15 protein-coding genes are annotated in these 15,972 nt (G+C 40.1%); 6 read left to right on the plus strand and 9 right to left on the minus strand.

Features of this window, described 5'->3' with window-relative positions; translation table 11 throughout:
- Nucleotides 1-82 precede the first annotated feature (82 nt).
- Together ACVWYG_RS09900 and ACVWYG_RS09905 are read right to left on the minus strand one after the other, a co-directional pair.
- Nucleotides 83-463 (minus strand): hypothetical protein, encoded by a 381-nt coding sequence (locus ACVWYG_RS09900; protein WP_457270063.1) that lies wholly within the window; start codon nucleotides 461-463, stop codon nucleotides 83-85.
- 13 nt (nucleotides 464-476) lie between these two features.
- Entirely contained in the window at nucleotides 477-3,230 is a 2,754-nt protein-coding gene (locus ACVWYG_RS09905) for a carboxypeptidase regulatory-like domain-containing protein (protein ID WP_457270064.1), read from the minus strand.
- A 406-nt stretch (nucleotides 3,231-3,636) separates the two neighbouring features.
- Here ACVWYG_RS09905 and ACVWYG_RS09910 point away from each other — a divergent pair, with 406 nt between their 5' ends.
- Nucleotides 3,637-4,131 carry a hypothetical protein gene (locus ACVWYG_RS09910; RefSeq protein WP_457270065.1) on the plus strand — a complete coding sequence of 165 codons (495 nt, stop codon included), beginning with the start codon at nucleotides 3,637-3,639 and terminating at the stop codon, nucleotides 4,129-4,131.
- 175 nt (nucleotides 4,132-4,306) lie between these two features.
- On the opposite strand, the gene ACVWYG_RS09915 is transcribed toward ACVWYG_RS09910, so the two are convergent.
- Both ACVWYG_RS09915 and rsmA read right to left on the minus strand, forming a co-directional pair.
- The gene (locus ACVWYG_RS09915) at nucleotides 4,307-4,924 is read right to left on the minus strand and encodes a thioredoxin family protein (protein WP_457270066.1); all 618 of its coding nucleotides are present in this window, start codon (nucleotides 4,922-4,924) and stop codon (nucleotides 4,307-4,309) included.
- Between the two features lie 577 nt (nucleotides 4,925-5,501).
- On the minus strand, nucleotides 5,502-6,335 hold the full coding sequence (gene rsmA / locus ACVWYG_RS09920; protein WP_457270067.1) for a 16S rRNA (adenine(1518)-N(6)/adenine(1519)-N(6))-dimethyltransferase RsmA: 834 nt from the start codon (nucleotides 6,333-6,335) through the stop codon (nucleotides 5,502-5,504).
- Nucleotides 6,336-6,453: 118 nt separating this feature from the next.
- On the opposite strand from rsmA, the gene pdxA reads away from it, so the two are divergent.
- Both pdxA and ACVWYG_RS09930 read left to right on the plus strand, forming a co-directional pair.
- Nucleotides 6,454-7,530 carry a 4-hydroxythreonine-4-phosphate dehydrogenase PdxA gene (gene pdxA / locus ACVWYG_RS09925; protein WP_457270068.1) on the plus strand — a complete coding sequence of 359 codons (1,077 nt, stop codon included), beginning with the start codon at nucleotides 6,454-6,456 and terminating at the stop codon, nucleotides 7,528-7,530.
- A 94-nt stretch (nucleotides 7,531-7,624) separates the two neighbouring features.
- On the plus strand, nucleotides 7,625-8,377 hold the full coding sequence (locus ACVWYG_RS09930; RefSeq protein ID WP_457270069.1) for an NYN domain-containing protein: 753 nt from the start codon (nucleotides 7,625-7,627) through the stop codon (nucleotides 8,375-8,377).
- A 5-nt stretch (nucleotides 8,378-8,382) separates the two neighbouring features.
- Here the strand turns inward: ACVWYG_RS09930 and ACVWYG_RS09935 are convergent, their stop codons facing one another.
- Entirely contained in the window at nucleotides 8,383-9,609 is a 1,227-nt protein-coding gene (locus tag ACVWYG_RS09935; protein ID WP_457270070.1) for a DUF2254 domain-containing protein, read from the minus strand.
- A gap of 153 nt (nucleotides 9,610-9,762) precedes the next feature.
- Between ACVWYG_RS09935 and ACVWYG_RS09940 the strand changes: the two genes are divergently transcribed.
- From ACVWYG_RS09940 to ACVWYG_RS09950, 3 genes are all read left to right on the plus strand, one after another.
- Complete coding sequence (locus ACVWYG_RS09940) at nucleotides 9,763-10,368, plus strand: alpha-ketoglutarate-dependent dioxygenase AlkB family protein (RefSeq protein WP_457270071.1); 606 nt, start codon at nucleotides 9,763-9,765, stop codon at nucleotides 10,366-10,368.
- Between the two features lie 123 nt (nucleotides 10,369-10,491).
- Nucleotides 10,492-10,917: an META domain-containing protein gene (locus ACVWYG_RS09945; RefSeq protein WP_457270072.1), complete on the plus strand. Its 426-nt coding sequence runs from the start codon at nucleotides 10,492-10,494 to the stop codon at nucleotides 10,915-10,917.
- 70 nt (nucleotides 10,918-10,987) lie between these two features.
- Nucleotides 10,988-11,902: a YihY/virulence factor BrkB family protein gene (locus tag ACVWYG_RS09950; RefSeq protein ID WP_457270073.1), complete on the plus strand. Its 915-nt coding sequence runs from the start codon at nucleotides 10,988-10,990 to the stop codon at nucleotides 11,900-11,902.
- Nucleotides 11,903-11,959: 57 nt separating this feature from the next.
- Here the strand turns inward: ACVWYG_RS09950 and ACVWYG_RS09955 are convergent, their stop codons facing one another.
- From ACVWYG_RS09955 to ACVWYG_RS09970, 4 genes are all read right to left on the minus strand, one after another.
- Nucleotides 11,960-12,256 (minus strand): hypothetical protein, encoded by a 297-nt coding sequence (locus ACVWYG_RS09955; protein WP_457270074.1) that lies wholly within the window; start codon nucleotides 12,254-12,256, stop codon nucleotides 11,960-11,962.
- Between the two features lie 367 nt (nucleotides 12,257-12,623).
- A complete protein-coding gene (locus ACVWYG_RS09960; RefSeq protein ID WP_457270075.1) occupies nucleotides 12,624-13,211 on the minus strand; it encodes a riboflavin synthase in 588 nt (195 codons plus the stop codon).
- A gap of 30 nt (nucleotides 13,212-13,241) precedes the next feature.
- The gene (gene accC / locus ACVWYG_RS09965) at nucleotides 13,242-14,735 is read right to left on the minus strand and encodes an acetyl-CoA carboxylase biotin carboxylase subunit (RefSeq protein WP_457270076.1); all 1,494 of its coding nucleotides are present in this window, start codon (nucleotides 14,733-14,735) and stop codon (nucleotides 13,242-13,244) included.
- A 19-nt stretch (nucleotides 14,736-14,754) separates the two neighbouring features.
- The gene (locus ACVWYG_RS09970) at nucleotides 14,755-15,777 is read right to left on the minus strand and encodes a threonine aldolase family protein (protein ID WP_457270077.1); all 1,023 of its coding nucleotides are present in this window, start codon (nucleotides 15,775-15,777) and stop codon (nucleotides 14,755-14,757) included.
- Nucleotides 15,778-15,972 lie beyond the last annotated feature (195 nt).

Here is a 15,972-nt window from a genome sequence, read left to right on the forward strand (position 1 = left end):
CCTACCATTGTAAACCAGTTGCAGGACTAAAAATAAACTGTAAACCTATTGCAGGATTAATAAATTAAAATGTAAACTTTTTTTAGGACGAGTCATCGCTCAGGATGAAGTCGCCGATGGACATTCCCGCCGTTAGCGGCAGTTTCAGCGTTTCTTGGATGGAATCTCTTTCGTTTACCAGATCTACATACAATGCCCCGCTCAATCCAGAAAGTTGGTGCCTGCTCCCAACCGTAACATAAGCCTTGAACCAGATCGTATCGCCCAGCGCATAATAGGGTTTATCGGTATGCAGGTAAACTTTTTCCTGCGGCCGTTCGCTCATCCAGGTGTTCAGAGAAGCTGCGATCTTGTCAACAAGGTCGTCTGCGGGATGGCGGGTAAAAGCAAAAAGGCAGAAGATACCACATAAAAATAGCAGGATGCCGGCTGTCTTTTTACTGAGTGTAAAATTTTTATTCATAAGAAGTTAAGATTTACTCCACTTTATACCTATACACCTGTCTGCCCAGTTCCCCGGCCGCATTAACCCCTTCAACCACCACTCTGTAATTTCCCGGATCGTCTGCGTTGAAGAAATCAAACTTTACTTTGCCATCTGCGGCTGTTATAACGTTTGGGTTCCAATATATAGTAGACCTGAAATCCGGTATTTGGGTGGCGGTATTAGACGCATCATAACGCGGCGAATAAAACGCCCTGGCATTATTAAACCCTTTGGGAGAAATGTTTGTCATGGAAGGATTGTACCTTTTATACACCCACCCTCTTTTCGTATAAATAAAAATGGAAGGCCCTCCCAAAAATTGGGTCAGCGCAATACTCGACCGTACCACTTCAATCCTAACAATATCGGCGGGATTAAGGCCATTATCGTCAAATATATCCGCCACTTCTACGCAATCTGTTATTCTACGACCATCAACTATAATCTGCATAGGGACAAGAACAGTGCGAATTGCGTTTTTATTTAGTGTCCATGGCCAGTTCATAACTGAGCAATCCGAGCCTCTTCCCGGCATAAAAAAAACTCCAGCCAGCCGCCCTTGCAAGCACACTGCCAGGTTAGCACAAAGTTCTGGGTTCTTTATAACAAAAGTCTGATCGACAGAACCTGATGGGATCCTGATATTTCCAGAATACGGATCTTCTTTCCGCTTGCCCTTAATAAGTATTTCCCTCAGCCGCTGCACCCGATTTAACTTGCCCGTCCGTTCCAATAGCTCATATTCCTTTTTAGTATTGGCCAGATAGTCTTTTGTGCTTTCCGCAATGTCGGTATTAATGTCACCAATGTTATTATTCGGCGTTAGGATTTGATCGGGCACTCTGTCTAGCACAACTTCTAGCCGTTTCTTGTTTTTTACCGTTCTTGCCTGTACGCTGAACGTTAGGCTGTCGGATAATACCAGCTTGTCAAATCTGAACCTTCCCTGTGCATCCGTCGTCGTGTCTCGCAAAATGCCGGCCTTTAACGACATCAGCGTAACCTTGGCGTTAGGCAATGGCTTTCCGCCCAGCGATAACACTTTACCCGAAATTTCGGTCGCGAGTTTTTCCGCCTTGAACTTAGGCTCGCCCGGCTTGCCGCTCAAGACTTCTTTCCACGTAAACCGACGGTATCCCTGCGTAAGCATTAGGTTGTCCAGCGCTTTGTTTACCGATTCGCTTTCTGTGGCAAAATAGTAATTGGGCTTTTCTATGTAGCCTTTCAGGTCTGATGTCAACAGGATGTTGGAAAAAATGGTGCTTTCCAACGTTTCGTCTATCGGCACCTTGCTTTCATCGATCACCGCTACCGAAAAGCTTCCAGCTACCGCTTTGCCCTTCTGGTCTTTCGCCTCTAGCTGGAGTTCCACCTTTTCCCGGGTTTTATAGGCTGGTCTGGCCGTGCCGATCTTCAGCTGCATCTGGTCTGGATTCTTGAGGAAAGCGATCCTTTCGTTGATCGGCTTTCCCTGGTTGTCAAACAAGGTGAATTGCGCGATGCCGCTTGGGAAGTTCGTCTTTTTTAGCCAGACAGAAGTCTGGATTTGCGTGATCTTTATGGGTGTGGCATAGATGGTTTCACCACCGGTCTGGGCAATCAGGTTTACCGTCTGGTTTACCGATTTTGCCGATGCATTGATCCGCACCAGCAGACTGTCGCCTGCTGTCTGGTAAACCGCCAGTACATAGCCTTCGTCTGCCGCTCTGGGCAGGTTGATAATGGTTTCCGATCCATCGGGATACTTTATCCGCGCTTTGTATGTTTTTCCGACCTCGGGTTTCAGGTTGAAAGTACCCATACCTGCGTGCATGCTTTCCAGTTGGGCAACCTCCTGGTCCTGGTTATCGGTAATGCTTCCCTTAATGTTTACCCCTGTACCGTCAACGCCCACTGCTTTAAAAGCTACCCTCGAAGTGAGGCCGTTTACAAGCTCGCCACTTTCGGGAAAGAACTGCACATCGCTTTGCGAAAGTGCCGCTTTGATGGGGAAACTCTTTTCGATCTTTTTCTTCTTTTCCGTAACAATCGTGGTGCGGATATAGGCACCTTTCAGGTTGGAGGCCTGGTCGTTGATCATATTTATGGTAATGTTGCCGCTCGCATCGGTTTTTGCCTTTTCACTCGCTATCGACTCGTGGTTGGCCATGATCTCATACCGAACTTCTTTGTCTGTAAGCGGTAGCCCACTGGCGTCTGTATAATTCAGCAATGCGGTAACCACAGGTTTGCCCGCAGTGGTTTTATATTGGTAGGTTACTTTGGCAATCACTTCTTCGCTGCCGGGGTTTCCCACTGCAAAAGTCCGGTCGAAGTAATAGTCTGGTCCCGCGTTGCGCATCCATTGCGTATAGGCGCGGATCCGGTAGTTGCCTTCCTTTAACGTATCGCTCAGGATAAAATCACCTATGGACATTCCCGCCGTCAGCGGCAGTTTCAGCGTTTCCCTGATGATATCTTTTTCGTTTACCAAATCTACATACAACGCACCGCTCAACCCCGAAAGCTGGTGCCTGCTCCCAACCGTAACGTAGGCCTTGAACCAGATCGTATCGCCCAGCGCATAATAGGGTTTATCGGTATGCAGGTAAACTTTTTCCTGTGGCCGCTCGCCCATCCAGGTGTTCAACGAGGCAGCTGTCTTGTCGACGATGCCGTCTGCGGGGTGGCGGGTAAAGGCAAAAACGCAGAACAAGAGCAGACCGGTGAGGGAGATTTTCGCTGCTGTCTTTTTAATAAGCATAAGCTAGGTCTTTAAGAGCTGTAACAGTTTGGTTATGAACTATACGGAAAACGAATATAGGTTAAATATTGACCGTTTATGAACGATTTCTTAAAAATAGAAATCGTTCAGTATAGATAGCTATACTTTGAAAAACCTATAACCATCGAATATTCGGTTAAGTATTTAGCAATGGGACGTTCAATTTTGTACATAGCAAAATAATGCTACATTTATTTATGTGAGGAATTCTTCAAAATAAGAAAAATACGTGGAGTATTATCAATTTTAAGAACGGTGTAATGTGTCTTTACGAATAAGACGTTGTCATTAAAATCCAAAAGATACATTGTATTGACAAAGTTTAATCACACGGTGTATTAATAGAATAGAAATACTATATTAGTTGACAAATAGGCCACCAAATATGAAAAAAGCACTGCTAATTACCTTTGCACTATTTACCTTATTCTCAACATCTCTATTGGCTCAGGCGCGAAAGAAAACTTCAATTCCACTCGCTAAGACTAAACCTGCTACTTTTGAAAAAGCAATTAAAGCCAGTCACATTGGAACTTGGAAGCTAGTATTACAAAAAGTCACTTATAGTGATGGAAATCAATATATCGGTGACAGTACAATGGTGTTTCAGAGAAAAATAATAACACCCACTACCTTCGTTGTGGTAATTGAGAAGAAAGTTAGGGAACTAGAGGGCAAAAAAATGGTAACCTCTACCGCAGGTGGCCATTATACCCTTCTAAATGGTATCTATCAAGAATTGACTGAATATGCGACCTTCCAAGGATTTGAAAATATGGAGGTGAAATATGCACTTACTGTCAATGGCAATCAACTACATACTGTCGGGAAAGTTGGCGAAAATATGATTTATGATGAAACCTATATCAGAGAAAATTAAACAATAGAGATATACCCAATACAGATCAGCGTTTTTTAAAGCTGCTGAAAATAGCCCTGCTTAATAAATAAATATTTGAGGGAGTATTTTCACTTCCCGAAGCCAACTATTACCTACATTTTTTTCTATTGCGAAACCAGAAAAAGGTCACTTTTATAAGACAAACAATTAAAGATTAAATTATTATTTGATTTTTTAACCCCTCCAAAACCTCCGTAAACTCCTTCTGTATCTCAACCGTTTTATCTTTTGCATACCAACCATGGAGTTTCTCGGCTATCACCGTCATATCTGTCGTTTCTTTTTTCCAATCGGCTAAAAGTGCTTGTAATATTTTTGGTCGTGGTGCCCAACTTGCGAAGACTTTGTTTTCGGTTTCATTTAAAAACAACAAAATGGGAATCGCTTTGCCGCCATTTGTTAAATGCGCATTTACAAGTTTTTCATTTTTATCGCGCAGTACAAAACGCAAATCAAATTTCTCTGCCGCAGCAGAAACCATTTTATTTACAACAGGCAAAATTTGTGCAGCATCGCCACACCAACCTTCGGTAATTACCAATAGATGAAATTTACTTTTCAAGTGGTTTAGCGCCGTTAGTAAATCTTCAGAAAGTTTTACCGTTTTATCTAATCGCTTCATGCGCTGTACATTCAGCTTGCTGTAATCCACCATAAATTCGGAGTCATCGTCGCCAGTGGTTAAACCTTGCGCTAGTTTGTCGTCGATGAGCTTGCGGTAGTTTTCGTAGTTGATGCCTTGGGTGGTGAATATATTTTGGTAATCTATCATAAGATTCTAGTATTTTTTAATGCTAAGTTCGGTAATAAAACTGTTTAAAAAAACTTGAGCAATTAGATTGCTTCGTCGTTCCTCCTCGCAATGACGTTGCACGGGATCGTCTTTGCTAGGCACGAAGCAGTCTCAAACTAAAGATTTTAATTTGAAGAAAATTTGAACTCTGATGTTCTACAACCTGCAGTTTTACGTTAAGGATTTAAATGGAAAGTAATTGATCTTTCCGCTCGTCGCCGCGGAGGCTCAATACTTTTTCCTTAGATGAAAAAGTATCCAAAAAATCAAGGTAAAACGATCCTTCCACGCTTAGCCCACAGCTGGCTCGGCGTTTTACCAGCCCGACGCTCCCTATCCCTGGGAAATACTTTATGCAGAATGTCTGACATCTCACTTCTGATTTCCGAATTCCATCCACTTTTATAGTTTCAATATCATGCGGTTTCGCGTAAGTGATTGAAGCGGCATACTTTTTGGCGCGATGGCTATTCTTCCATTGGGGCAAAAAGATACAGCGGAAAGCGCGACCCCGAGCGTAGGGCTAAAGTGTGGGAAGGGGAACGCCCAAATAAATCTACGACAAGCTATTTGCATGATTTCCGACATCTGACTTCTGACTTCCCCATGCCTTCGTCAGATTCTGCACATGCTGCGTCAGCGCTATAAAATCCTCTACACTTAATTGCTCGGCTCTTTTTTCGAAGAAGAGGTGATCATCCATGTCTGGTTTCGGCATTACCCCGGCCAAGGCGTTTCTTAATGTTTTTCGCCGCTGATTAAAGCCCGCTTTTACGATGCGCCAGAATAATTTCTCATCACAAGGCAATTGCTCCACCTCGTTTCTAGTTAACCTAATGATTGCAGAATGCACTTTTGGCGGCGGATTAAAGGTGCCAGGCTTTACGGTAAACAAGTATTCTATTTTATAAAAAGCCTGAATGAACACACTTAGAATACCATATTCCTTACTTCCGGCAGGAGATGCACAACGTTGCGCAACTTCTTTTTGAAACATCCCCACCATTTCTACTACTTTATGGCGATTGTCTAGAATTTTAAAAAGAATTTGTGATGAAATATTATAGGGGAAATTGCCAATAATGGCAAACTTGTCGGGAAAAATCCCATCAAAATCAAGCTTCAAAAAATCGCCATTAATCAGTTTGTCGCCAAGCTGCGGATATCTATCTGCTAAAAACTCATAAGATTCACGATCAATGTCGATCAAAAAAGTTTCGAATTCTGCACGCGCCAATAGAAAATCGGATAAAATGCCCATACCAGGCCCAACCTCCAGCACTTGTTTGTATTTATCTGTTTCTATTAAGCTGTCTACAATACGTTTGGCAATTGTTTTATCGGTTAAAAAATGCTGACCAAGATGTTTTTTTGCCCTAACTACACTCATATTCTGCTGCTTTATTCGTTACTTTTGAATGGAAATTCCCTGTACAAATTAACTAATTTTAATTCACAGGGCGTGCAATTAAGCTAAAATCTGTAATTTGCGCTAAATAGAAAAAAGCATGAGCGATAAATTAAAAATCGGGATTAGTATAGGAGATATAAATGGAATTGGTTTAGAAGTGATTATAAAAACGCTTTCCAATCCTGCAATTTTAAACTACTGCACACCGATTGTTTATGGCCATACCAAGGTTTCTTCTTACCATCGAAAAGCGAATAAATTAAATGATTTTAATTTCCATGTGGTTAATAGTCCGCAACAAGCTCAAGATAAGAAAGCCAACATGATAAATTGTTGGGAAGAAGACGTAAAAATAGAGCTTGGATCTGTGACGGAGATTGGCGGAAAATACGCCTTGATTAGTTTGGAACGCGCTACGGCCGATTTGTTGGCCGGCGATTTAGATGCACTAGTTACCGCGCCGATTAATAAAGACAATATTCAATCTGCCACATTTGCCTTTCCCGGGCATACGGAATACTTACAAGAAAAAAGCGGAAGCAAAGACGTGCTGATGTTTTTAATAAGCGATGAATTACGCGTGGGCGTGGTGACTGGCCACATTCCTTTAAAAGATGTTGCAAAGACCATTACGCAAGAAAAAATTGTAAACAAAATAAACCTCATCAACGAAAGTTTAAAGAAAGATTTTTGGGTGGAAAAACCTAAAATAGCCGTGTTGGGATTAAATCCGCATGCTAGCGACAATGGTTTATTGGGCAACGAAGAAGCGGAAATTATTTCGCCGGCCATTAAGGAATTGTATGATAAAGGTGTGATGTGTTTTGGACCATACTCGGCCGATGGTTTCTTTGGAAATGCAGCCTATAAACAATTTGATGCAGTTTTGGCAATGTATCACGATCAGGGATTGATTCCTTTCAAAACCTTGGCTTTTGAGAATGGTGTTAATTATACTGCAGGATTAAATTTCGTACGTACCTCACCAGATCATGGCACAGGATACGACATTGCTGGAAAGAATTTAGCTGATCCAACTTCTTTTACCGAAGCGCTTTTTGCAGCGATTCATATTGTAGAAAAACGTAGAGAACAAGAAGAAATGCTGAAAAACAAATTGCGTACAGGCAGGGTGGTAGAAACACAATTTGACATTAAAGACGACGCCTCTTAATACATTGGCGGCAGATGCGAGTTAATTGATTGCTTAAACTCAACAAACTTGGCGCTGCTTTCTACACAAATTTTGGCGTTAAAATTCGAATATCATGGAGAAAAAATTTCATATTGCCGTTTTGATCGATGGAGACAATGCGCAACCTAAATTATTGCAAGCAATTATAGAGGAAGTTTCTAAGTATGGCAAAGCAACCATCAGACGGATTTATGGAGACTGGACTTCGGTGTTAATGAATGGATGGAAAGAAATCATTAATCAACATTCTTTTACCCCAATTCAGAAGTTCTCTTACACCACAGGAAAAAATTCTACCGACGGTTCCTTAATTATTGATGCCATGGATATTTTGCACAGCAAAAACGTAGATGGATTCTGTATTGTATCAAGCGACAGCGATTACACCGGTTTGGCGAAAAGGATTAGAGAAGAAGGGACTTTTGTAATGGGCATTGGTAGAAAATTAACTCCTATCGCTTTTGTACAATCCTGCGAAGTGTTTACTTTTACAGAGAACATCACGCCAGAAAAAGAACAAAAAATCGTTGCTAAAAAAGCTGCCTCCAAGCGTTTAAAGTTGTCAGGAAATGAAGTCGAAAGCACTAAAATCGAAGTAAAAATAGACACCAAAAATATAGATAAAGCATTTGACATTTCTGCAGGCGAAGAAGACCAAGCTTACATTGCGCAGATTGGCCTAAACCTAAGAAAAATCGATCCAAGTTTTGACTCCAGAGCGTTCGGATATAAAAACCTAACCCAACTTTTCCTAAATTTACCTAACTATCAGGTGCTTAAAAATAATGTGAATGGACTAGATCATCCACTCATAAAACGTAAATAACAAACTCAAAAGGTTGTTGGTTTCTCTGCAGCCTCTACCATCGCCAACATCATTGAAACAATTGGCTTTTCCGTCTTCATCTGCAGCTGCTTTAAAAGATTAATCATCTCCGTTTGGATCAACCTATCTTTTTTTCCATAATCCCAAATGGGCATTATGCATTCTTCAAATAAGTTCTCAAAACTCTTATCGCGTACATAAATACGCACCATATTGTCTTTATCTTTCACATAAACTTCTGAAGGCGATTCCAGTTTACAAAAGAGAAGGTTGCCGATGGATTGCAATGCCAAGACGCCAGTTTCTGGATCGTTAATTCCCGGACTCAATGCTTTTAACGCAATTTCCATCAACTGCTTAAAGCCATAATAAGAATCTAAATCTATATCGCGGCTCATGCTAATTTCTATCAACTGACTAATTTTTTTGAAAAAATCATCCTGCAAGGTGTTTTTTGTATATAGGAAAAGTAACGGGTTTCCTTTAAGAACATAATCGCCAATTTTTACGCCGAGCTCAATAACCACATCTTCTTTTACACAAAAACGCAGCATATCTTCTTTATCAAATCCTTGGAAAAGTCCACTTCTGTATGCGCCAATGGCAATCCTATTGGCTGGCTTATCAAAGGACAGAGGCAATTCATTGGGTTTACTCGTGTCTTTTAAACCCACTTCAGTTCTCTTAGAAATTCTTTTAATAATGATTTCGAATTTGACAGTTTGTGTAACGTAATGTAGAAAATAAATAAAAAGAAAAATGTCAGCTACGGTAAGCGCAATCAATAAATACGTACTAATTGCGGGTACATAAATACCAGTATTTACGTCTCGAATGGTACTTAAAAGGAACAATGCGTAAACAATTGTGCCAATATAAAAGCCTAAAACAGTTTGTTGAAAGCGGTTGCCGATCAAGTTTCCCAAAATTCTATTGCTCATTTGCGACGCCGCCTGATTGAGTAATATCATCACCATAGAAAAGCTAAAAACGGCAAGGGAAATAATGCCACCAGCGATAGAAGAACAGATGCTTCTGGCCGTGCTTGCATCTTTTAAACTTAACCAATCTAAGCTGGCTTTAAAAGCCTTGCCAGAGTCTGAAAAATCAAACTGAATCATAACGTAAGCCAACAACAGAAAGCCTACCGATATACAGGCAGGCAAAAAAGCAATACTATTTACCGCTGCGCGGGAGGTATTTCTAATCCATTTGCTTAAAGATTGATTCATTTGATTGGCTTATTAATTTGTTAAAGCTGCAATCTACATACCCGAAACCAAGTAATATTGTTTTCATTTTCTCCGCAACCGGACGGAAAAAACTTTTAATTTAGCCGATTTGCTTACCTTTGAATAACCAAAGAAATTGGCCCTTTTATACCGATGAAATTATTCGACGAGCCTATAGATTCTTCTAAAAACCTTTTGCCCTTCGACGGTGAAGTGAATTATTATGGACAAATTTTTTCTGATCAAGAAGCTTCACAGCTCTTTGAAACGCTATTAACTACCTTAGCATGGGCGCATGACGAAGCTTTAATTATGGGAAAAAGAATCATTACCAAACGAAAAGTGGCGTGGTATGGTGATAAATCCTATCAATATACGTACAGCAAAATAACAAAAACGGCGTTGACTTGGACACCAGAATTGATAAAATTAAAATCTCTAGTTGAGCAGCTCACAGCTGCGAGTTATAATTCTTGTCTGGCAAACTTGTATCATACTGGCGAGGAGGGAATGGCCTACCACAGTGACGATGAAAAAGATTTGGTTTACCAAGCTTCTATTGCTTCGTTAAGCTTCGGCGCAGCGCGGAAATTTCTACTAAAGCATAAGCACCAAAAAACAACCGTTACCACCTTTTTGGAACAAGGGAGTCTTTTAGTGATGAAAGGCGAAACTCAAAAAAACTGGGTTCACAGGCTGCCAACCACCACAAAAACGGCCTCACCGAGAATAAACCTCACTTTTAGAAAAATTCGGTAGTCAGAAAAACGAATTCCATCGGCGAGAATTCGTTTGATTAGAAACCAAAAAACCTTTAAAATTCGTTAGCGCTCGAACTCGAAAACTTGGTTTACTTTTTGCTATTTAATCGAAAAAAATACTATGAAAAAGTTATTACTATACGGATTGATCATATGCATTGTGAGTGCATGCGCACAAAAAATGACTTCACATAAAAAAGAAAACAGAGCAACTGCAGCACAGCTGCAAAATACCAAGTGGGAATTATCAGGCTTACCAGGTACAGCGCTACCTACCGATGCAAAAGCCACTTTAAACTTTGGCGATTCGCTCAAAATAAGCGGTAAATCGTTCTGTAACAACTACGGCGGTCAGGCAATGTTATTAGGAGGAAAGTTTGAGCTAAAAAATATTTTCGGAACCAAAATGTTTTGCCAAGAAACCGCGCTTGCAGAAACTGCGTATCTAAAAGGGCTAAACGAAGCGACCGCCGCAAAGATAGAAGACGGACATTTAGTGCTTTCAAACAACGACGAAGAACTATTGACATTTAAAAAGACAAATTAAATACAATTAACAATGCTTACAAAGCCCGAGATATTTTAGTATTTTCGGGCTTTTTAGCTTTCACAAACAAATGCAGCTTGATTTAAAGAAAAATATAGGTTTTTTTTTCCAAACCATAAAAGACACAGTTGGCATTTTCCAAAAAAATGATCCACTTCGACTGGCTGGAGCGACCGCATTTTTTACCAATTTTGCGCTCCCTCCTATTTTACTTATCCTGATTAGATTATTTGGATACTTTACCGATCGACGTAAATTAATCGACAACCTTTTCGAACGTCTGGCAAATATTTTAGATAAAGGCAGCATCCAACAAATTAGATTGACGCTTAAAAACATTAGAAGTGTTGAGCAAAACTGGTATGTAACCATCATCAGTTTTGTGTTTTTTCTTTTTGTAGCTACGACGTTGTTCACCGTCATTAAAAACTCTGTAGAGCAAGTTTGGAATGTTGGATATAAAGAAAGACGTGGGATTTTCTCTAATCTTGTAGAACGGGCCAAAGCTTTTACGGTTATTTTATTAGCCGGTCTCTTGTTTTTTATCGGCATACTTGCAGATAGCATTCAGGCTTTTCTAGGCTCATTTATTTCTGGAGGACTTTATGGCGTAGTCTTTTTTGCATCTGTTTTAAATCAAATTATTTTTGTCCTCATTGTTACGGCGTGGTTCTCGATACTATTTAGGTTTTTGACCAACGGCCGTCCAAGTTGGAAGAGCGCTCTTTATGGCGGTCTACTTACTGGATCTCTATTTACGATGGGAAAATACCTTCTTCGAATTTTACTTCCGCTAAGTAATATTGGCAACGTTTATGGTTCTGCCGGCAGTATTGTAGTTATTATGTTATTTGTATTTTATTCTTCGCTTATCTTTTATTTCGGCGCTTCTTTTGTGAAAGCGTTAAGCGATAAAAAAGAATTTCCAATTGAAGCTAAAAATGGATCTTACATCTATGAACAAACCGCAGTCGAGGTAGAATAACGAAAAAAAGGCTGCCTTGATGGGGCAGCCTTTTTAATGTAGACAATAAATGATTCATTAACCTTTCGCCTCGTCTATTGCTTGCTGTTCTTTTAACGCCTCAACCTTGTTTTTATCTCCAAAGTTATCTGTCTTATCTGCAAAATATTCCATAATGCTGCTGATGGTATCTAAATTATCGGCAATTCTCTGGTGAATATCTGGCAAATCGTTTTCTAATCTTTTATCAGCAAGGTCAAAATTGTCAACCTCTATCTTCCCGATTTTTTGAACCAGGGCTTGCTGCGTATTATGGAGATCTTCTAGCTCGCGAACAATTTTCTCCATCAACTCAAATTTCTTTAAAGTATCCATCGCTTTTGTTTTTTACTGTTAAATGTATCATATTAAACCCAAAACGAAGGTTTTTGTTTTTTTCCAAATGCTTTAATTTATTAGTTAGCTCTTTTCCAAATAACTAATTTTTTAGTTAAAACGTTATTTCTCATCAAAAAGTTAGCTTCTGGTGTGATCTTTGGCGTATGTAGCCTTGTTGCATTTGTTTAGTGGAAGCAATTTATATTTAATGGGCAATTGTTTGAATTGTATGAAATCCAAAAATGATCTTAAAATTCCGAGATATTTTCAATTACACCACCAAAAATTCGGTAAAATGCACAACTTACAAATTTCATATCTATGCGCACCTCAGCAAAAAGGATTAATGAAATTGGATTTGCCGCTACCTCTTTCCAATAAGTCTAGCTACGTATTTGCCAATAATATCAAACTCAACGTTTACGGAGTCGCCTTCTAAAATTTCTTCCATATTTGTATTTTCATAAGTGTATGGAATAACAAATACTGAAAATTCACCTTCGGTGGAATGCACTACCGTTAAGCTAATTCCATTGATACAAATAGAACCTTTTTCTACAGTAACGTTGCCCTGATTCGGATCATATTTAAAGCGAAATTCCCAACTGCCATCCAACTCGATTCGTTTAATACAAACCGCAGTTTGATCTACGTGACCTTGAACAATATGCCCATCTAATCGACCATTCATCTGCATGCAACGTTCCAAATTTACTTTACTGCCTACTTTCAACAGCCCTAAATTGGTTTTATTTAGCGTTTCGTCAATGGCCGTTACGGTATGGGTCGACTCATTTAGTGCAACTATCGTTAAGCAAACGCCGTTGTGCGCAACACTTTGGTCTATCTTTAGCGCGTCGCCAATTGCAGAAGCAATGGTAAATTGTACATTACTGTGTACTTTTTCAATGGCAGTAATGGAGCCAAGAGTTTCTATAATTCCGGTAAACATGTTATTTGGATGAAAACTTGTGGTATTTTTTTAATTTCTACGTCTATTTCTTAACCAATTAGACGACTGTGTTTTTGACTCGTTAACCGCAAATTTGTGTTCAGGTCCTTGATGGATTTTTGCAGCCATCACCGCAGCAATCATTGCTTCTAGTTCGTCGTACTCATTCAATGATGTTGCTGTAAAATACTTTCCTACAAATTGCGTATCAAAATTACCTGATCTAAAGGCCTCGTGACGCATCACAAAATTACCGAACGGTAAGGTGGTTTCTATCCCTGTAATCTCATATTCTGCGATGGCCCGAATCATTCTTTCAATTGCCTCTGCCCGATCGCTGGCGTACACAATCAGTTTAGCAATCATCGGATCGTAATAGATGGGTATTTCCATGCCTTGCTCAAAACCATCGTCAACCCGTACGCCAACACCCTTTGGAATTTTATAGGTTTTGAGTGTGCCAATGTCTGGGAGAAAATCTGTTTTTGGATCTTCTGCATACACCCTCAATTCTATGGCGTGACCAGTAATTTTTAGTGCCTCTTGAGTAAACGATAGCTTTTCACCACGCGCAATTTTAATCTGCTCTTTTACCAGATCTATGCCTGTAATCAATTCGGTAACCGGATGTTCTACCTGTAGGCGTGTATTCATTTCTAGAAAAAAGAAATTTAGATTATCATCTAGAATAAACTCAACGGTGCCAGCACCGACATAGTTGACTGCCTTTGCCACATCGACGGCGCATTTACCCATCTCTGCCCTTATTTCCGGAGTCAATACAGTAGACGGCGCTTCTTCTACCACTTTTTGGTGCCGACGCTGTATGGAGCATTCACGTTCAAAAAGATGTACAATGTTTCCATAATTATCGCCTAAAACTTGAATTTCGATGTGTCTTGGAGAGGTGACATAACGTTCTATAAAAACGGATCCGTCTCCAAAGGCAGATGTTGCTTCACTTGCAGCCAGATTCATCTGTTCTTCAAAATCTTCTGCCCGTTCTACGATGCGCATTCCTTTGCCCCCTCCACCTGCCGCAGCCTTAATTAAAATCGGAAAACCAACTTCGTTTGCTCTTTTCTTGGCTTCTGCAATGTCTGTTATCGCTTCTTCAGTGCCCGGTACCAGCGGGATATTGTGCTTTAAGGCGGCAGCTTTTGCCGCAAGTTTATTCCCCATTGTTTCCATGGCTGCAGCAGATGGCCCGATTAAAATCAAACCAGCTTCGGCTACACGCTTGGCAAAATTTGGATTCTCTGACAAGAAACCATAGCCCGGATGAATGGCTTCTGCACCAGTTTTTTTACATGCCTCAATCACTTTTTCGATAACGAGGTAACTTTGAGTAGAAGGAGCCGGACCAACGCAAATGGCTTCGTCGGCATACCGCACATGTAAGGCATTTCTATCAGCCTCAGAAAAAATAGCTACGGTAGCAATGCCCATTTCTTTTGCTGAACGCATAATCCGGAGTGCAATTTCTCCCCTATTTGCGATTAATATTTTAGTAATCTCTGGCATGTTAAATGAAAGCTAATGTCTATTTCAAGTGCTTTATGGTTTCCATCGCTTCGTCAATCATTACTTGGCTAATGTCTAAATGAGTAACCATTCTGATGGTCTTATCGTTTGTGGTACTACATAAAATTCCTTTGTCTTTAAATTTCTCAACGATTTTACCTGCCTCTCCCTTGGCAACCTCAAACAAAACAATATTCGTCTCGACAGGAACAACATGGTGCACATAATCAGCTTCCGAAAGTGCGTAAGCCAGCGTTTTTGCATGATGATGATCGTCTTTTAGCCTTTCAATATTATTGTCTAACGCATAAATGCCGGCCGCAGCCAGAAAACCTGCTTGTCTCATGCCGCCGCCAAATGCCTTTCTAATCTTCTTTGCTTTCTCAATTGTTGCTTTGTTTCCAAGCAATACAGACCCTACGGGCGCGCCTAATCCTTTAGATAAACAAATTGAAATGCCGTCGAAATATTGTCCATAATGATGTGCATCGTCACCTGTAGCAACAAGGGCATTAAAAATTCTTGCCCCGTCTAGATGAATTTTTAGTCCTTTTAAATTACATAAGTGATGTATCGGCGCAATTTGTGAGCACGTGTAACATTTGCCTCCCCCTTTGTTTACCGTATTCTCTAAAACTACCAAACTTGTGCTAGGATAATGAACATTTTCTTCATTAATCTCTGGCTCAATTAATTCTGGCGTCAAGATACCGCGTTCGCCATGCAACAATCTTACAGAACAAGCAGAATGATAAGCAATTCCCCCGACCTCATACCTATACACATGTGCTGTTTGATCGCAGATAACCTCATCCATCGGCTGGGTAAAACATTTGATGGCTATTTGGTTGGTCATAGTGCCACTCGGGCAGAATAACCCCGCCTCCATATTAAATAGTCGTGCTAATTTATGCTCCAAGGCTTGAACCGTCTCGTCCTCATTGTACACATCGTCGCCTACTTTTGCATGAAGCATGGCATCTAACATTCCTTCTGATGGCTTCGTGACGGTATCACTTCTAAAATCTATTGCTTTGCTCATTTTAGTATTGTGCTTTTATTTTTCGTAATTTAAAAAAGAGAAAGCTATTTGACGTCATTATTTTAGCTATTTTAGGACTTTGTTTAAAAAAAAATAATGCTTTCTTAAAAAATCGTATGTCCCACTTATAATTAAATTGTTAAAAAATTATTAAAAAAGCATTGTTAATTTAAGACTTTTTATACTTTTATCGCG

It is taken from the genome of Pedobacter sp. UYEF25, from assembly GCF_054061655.1.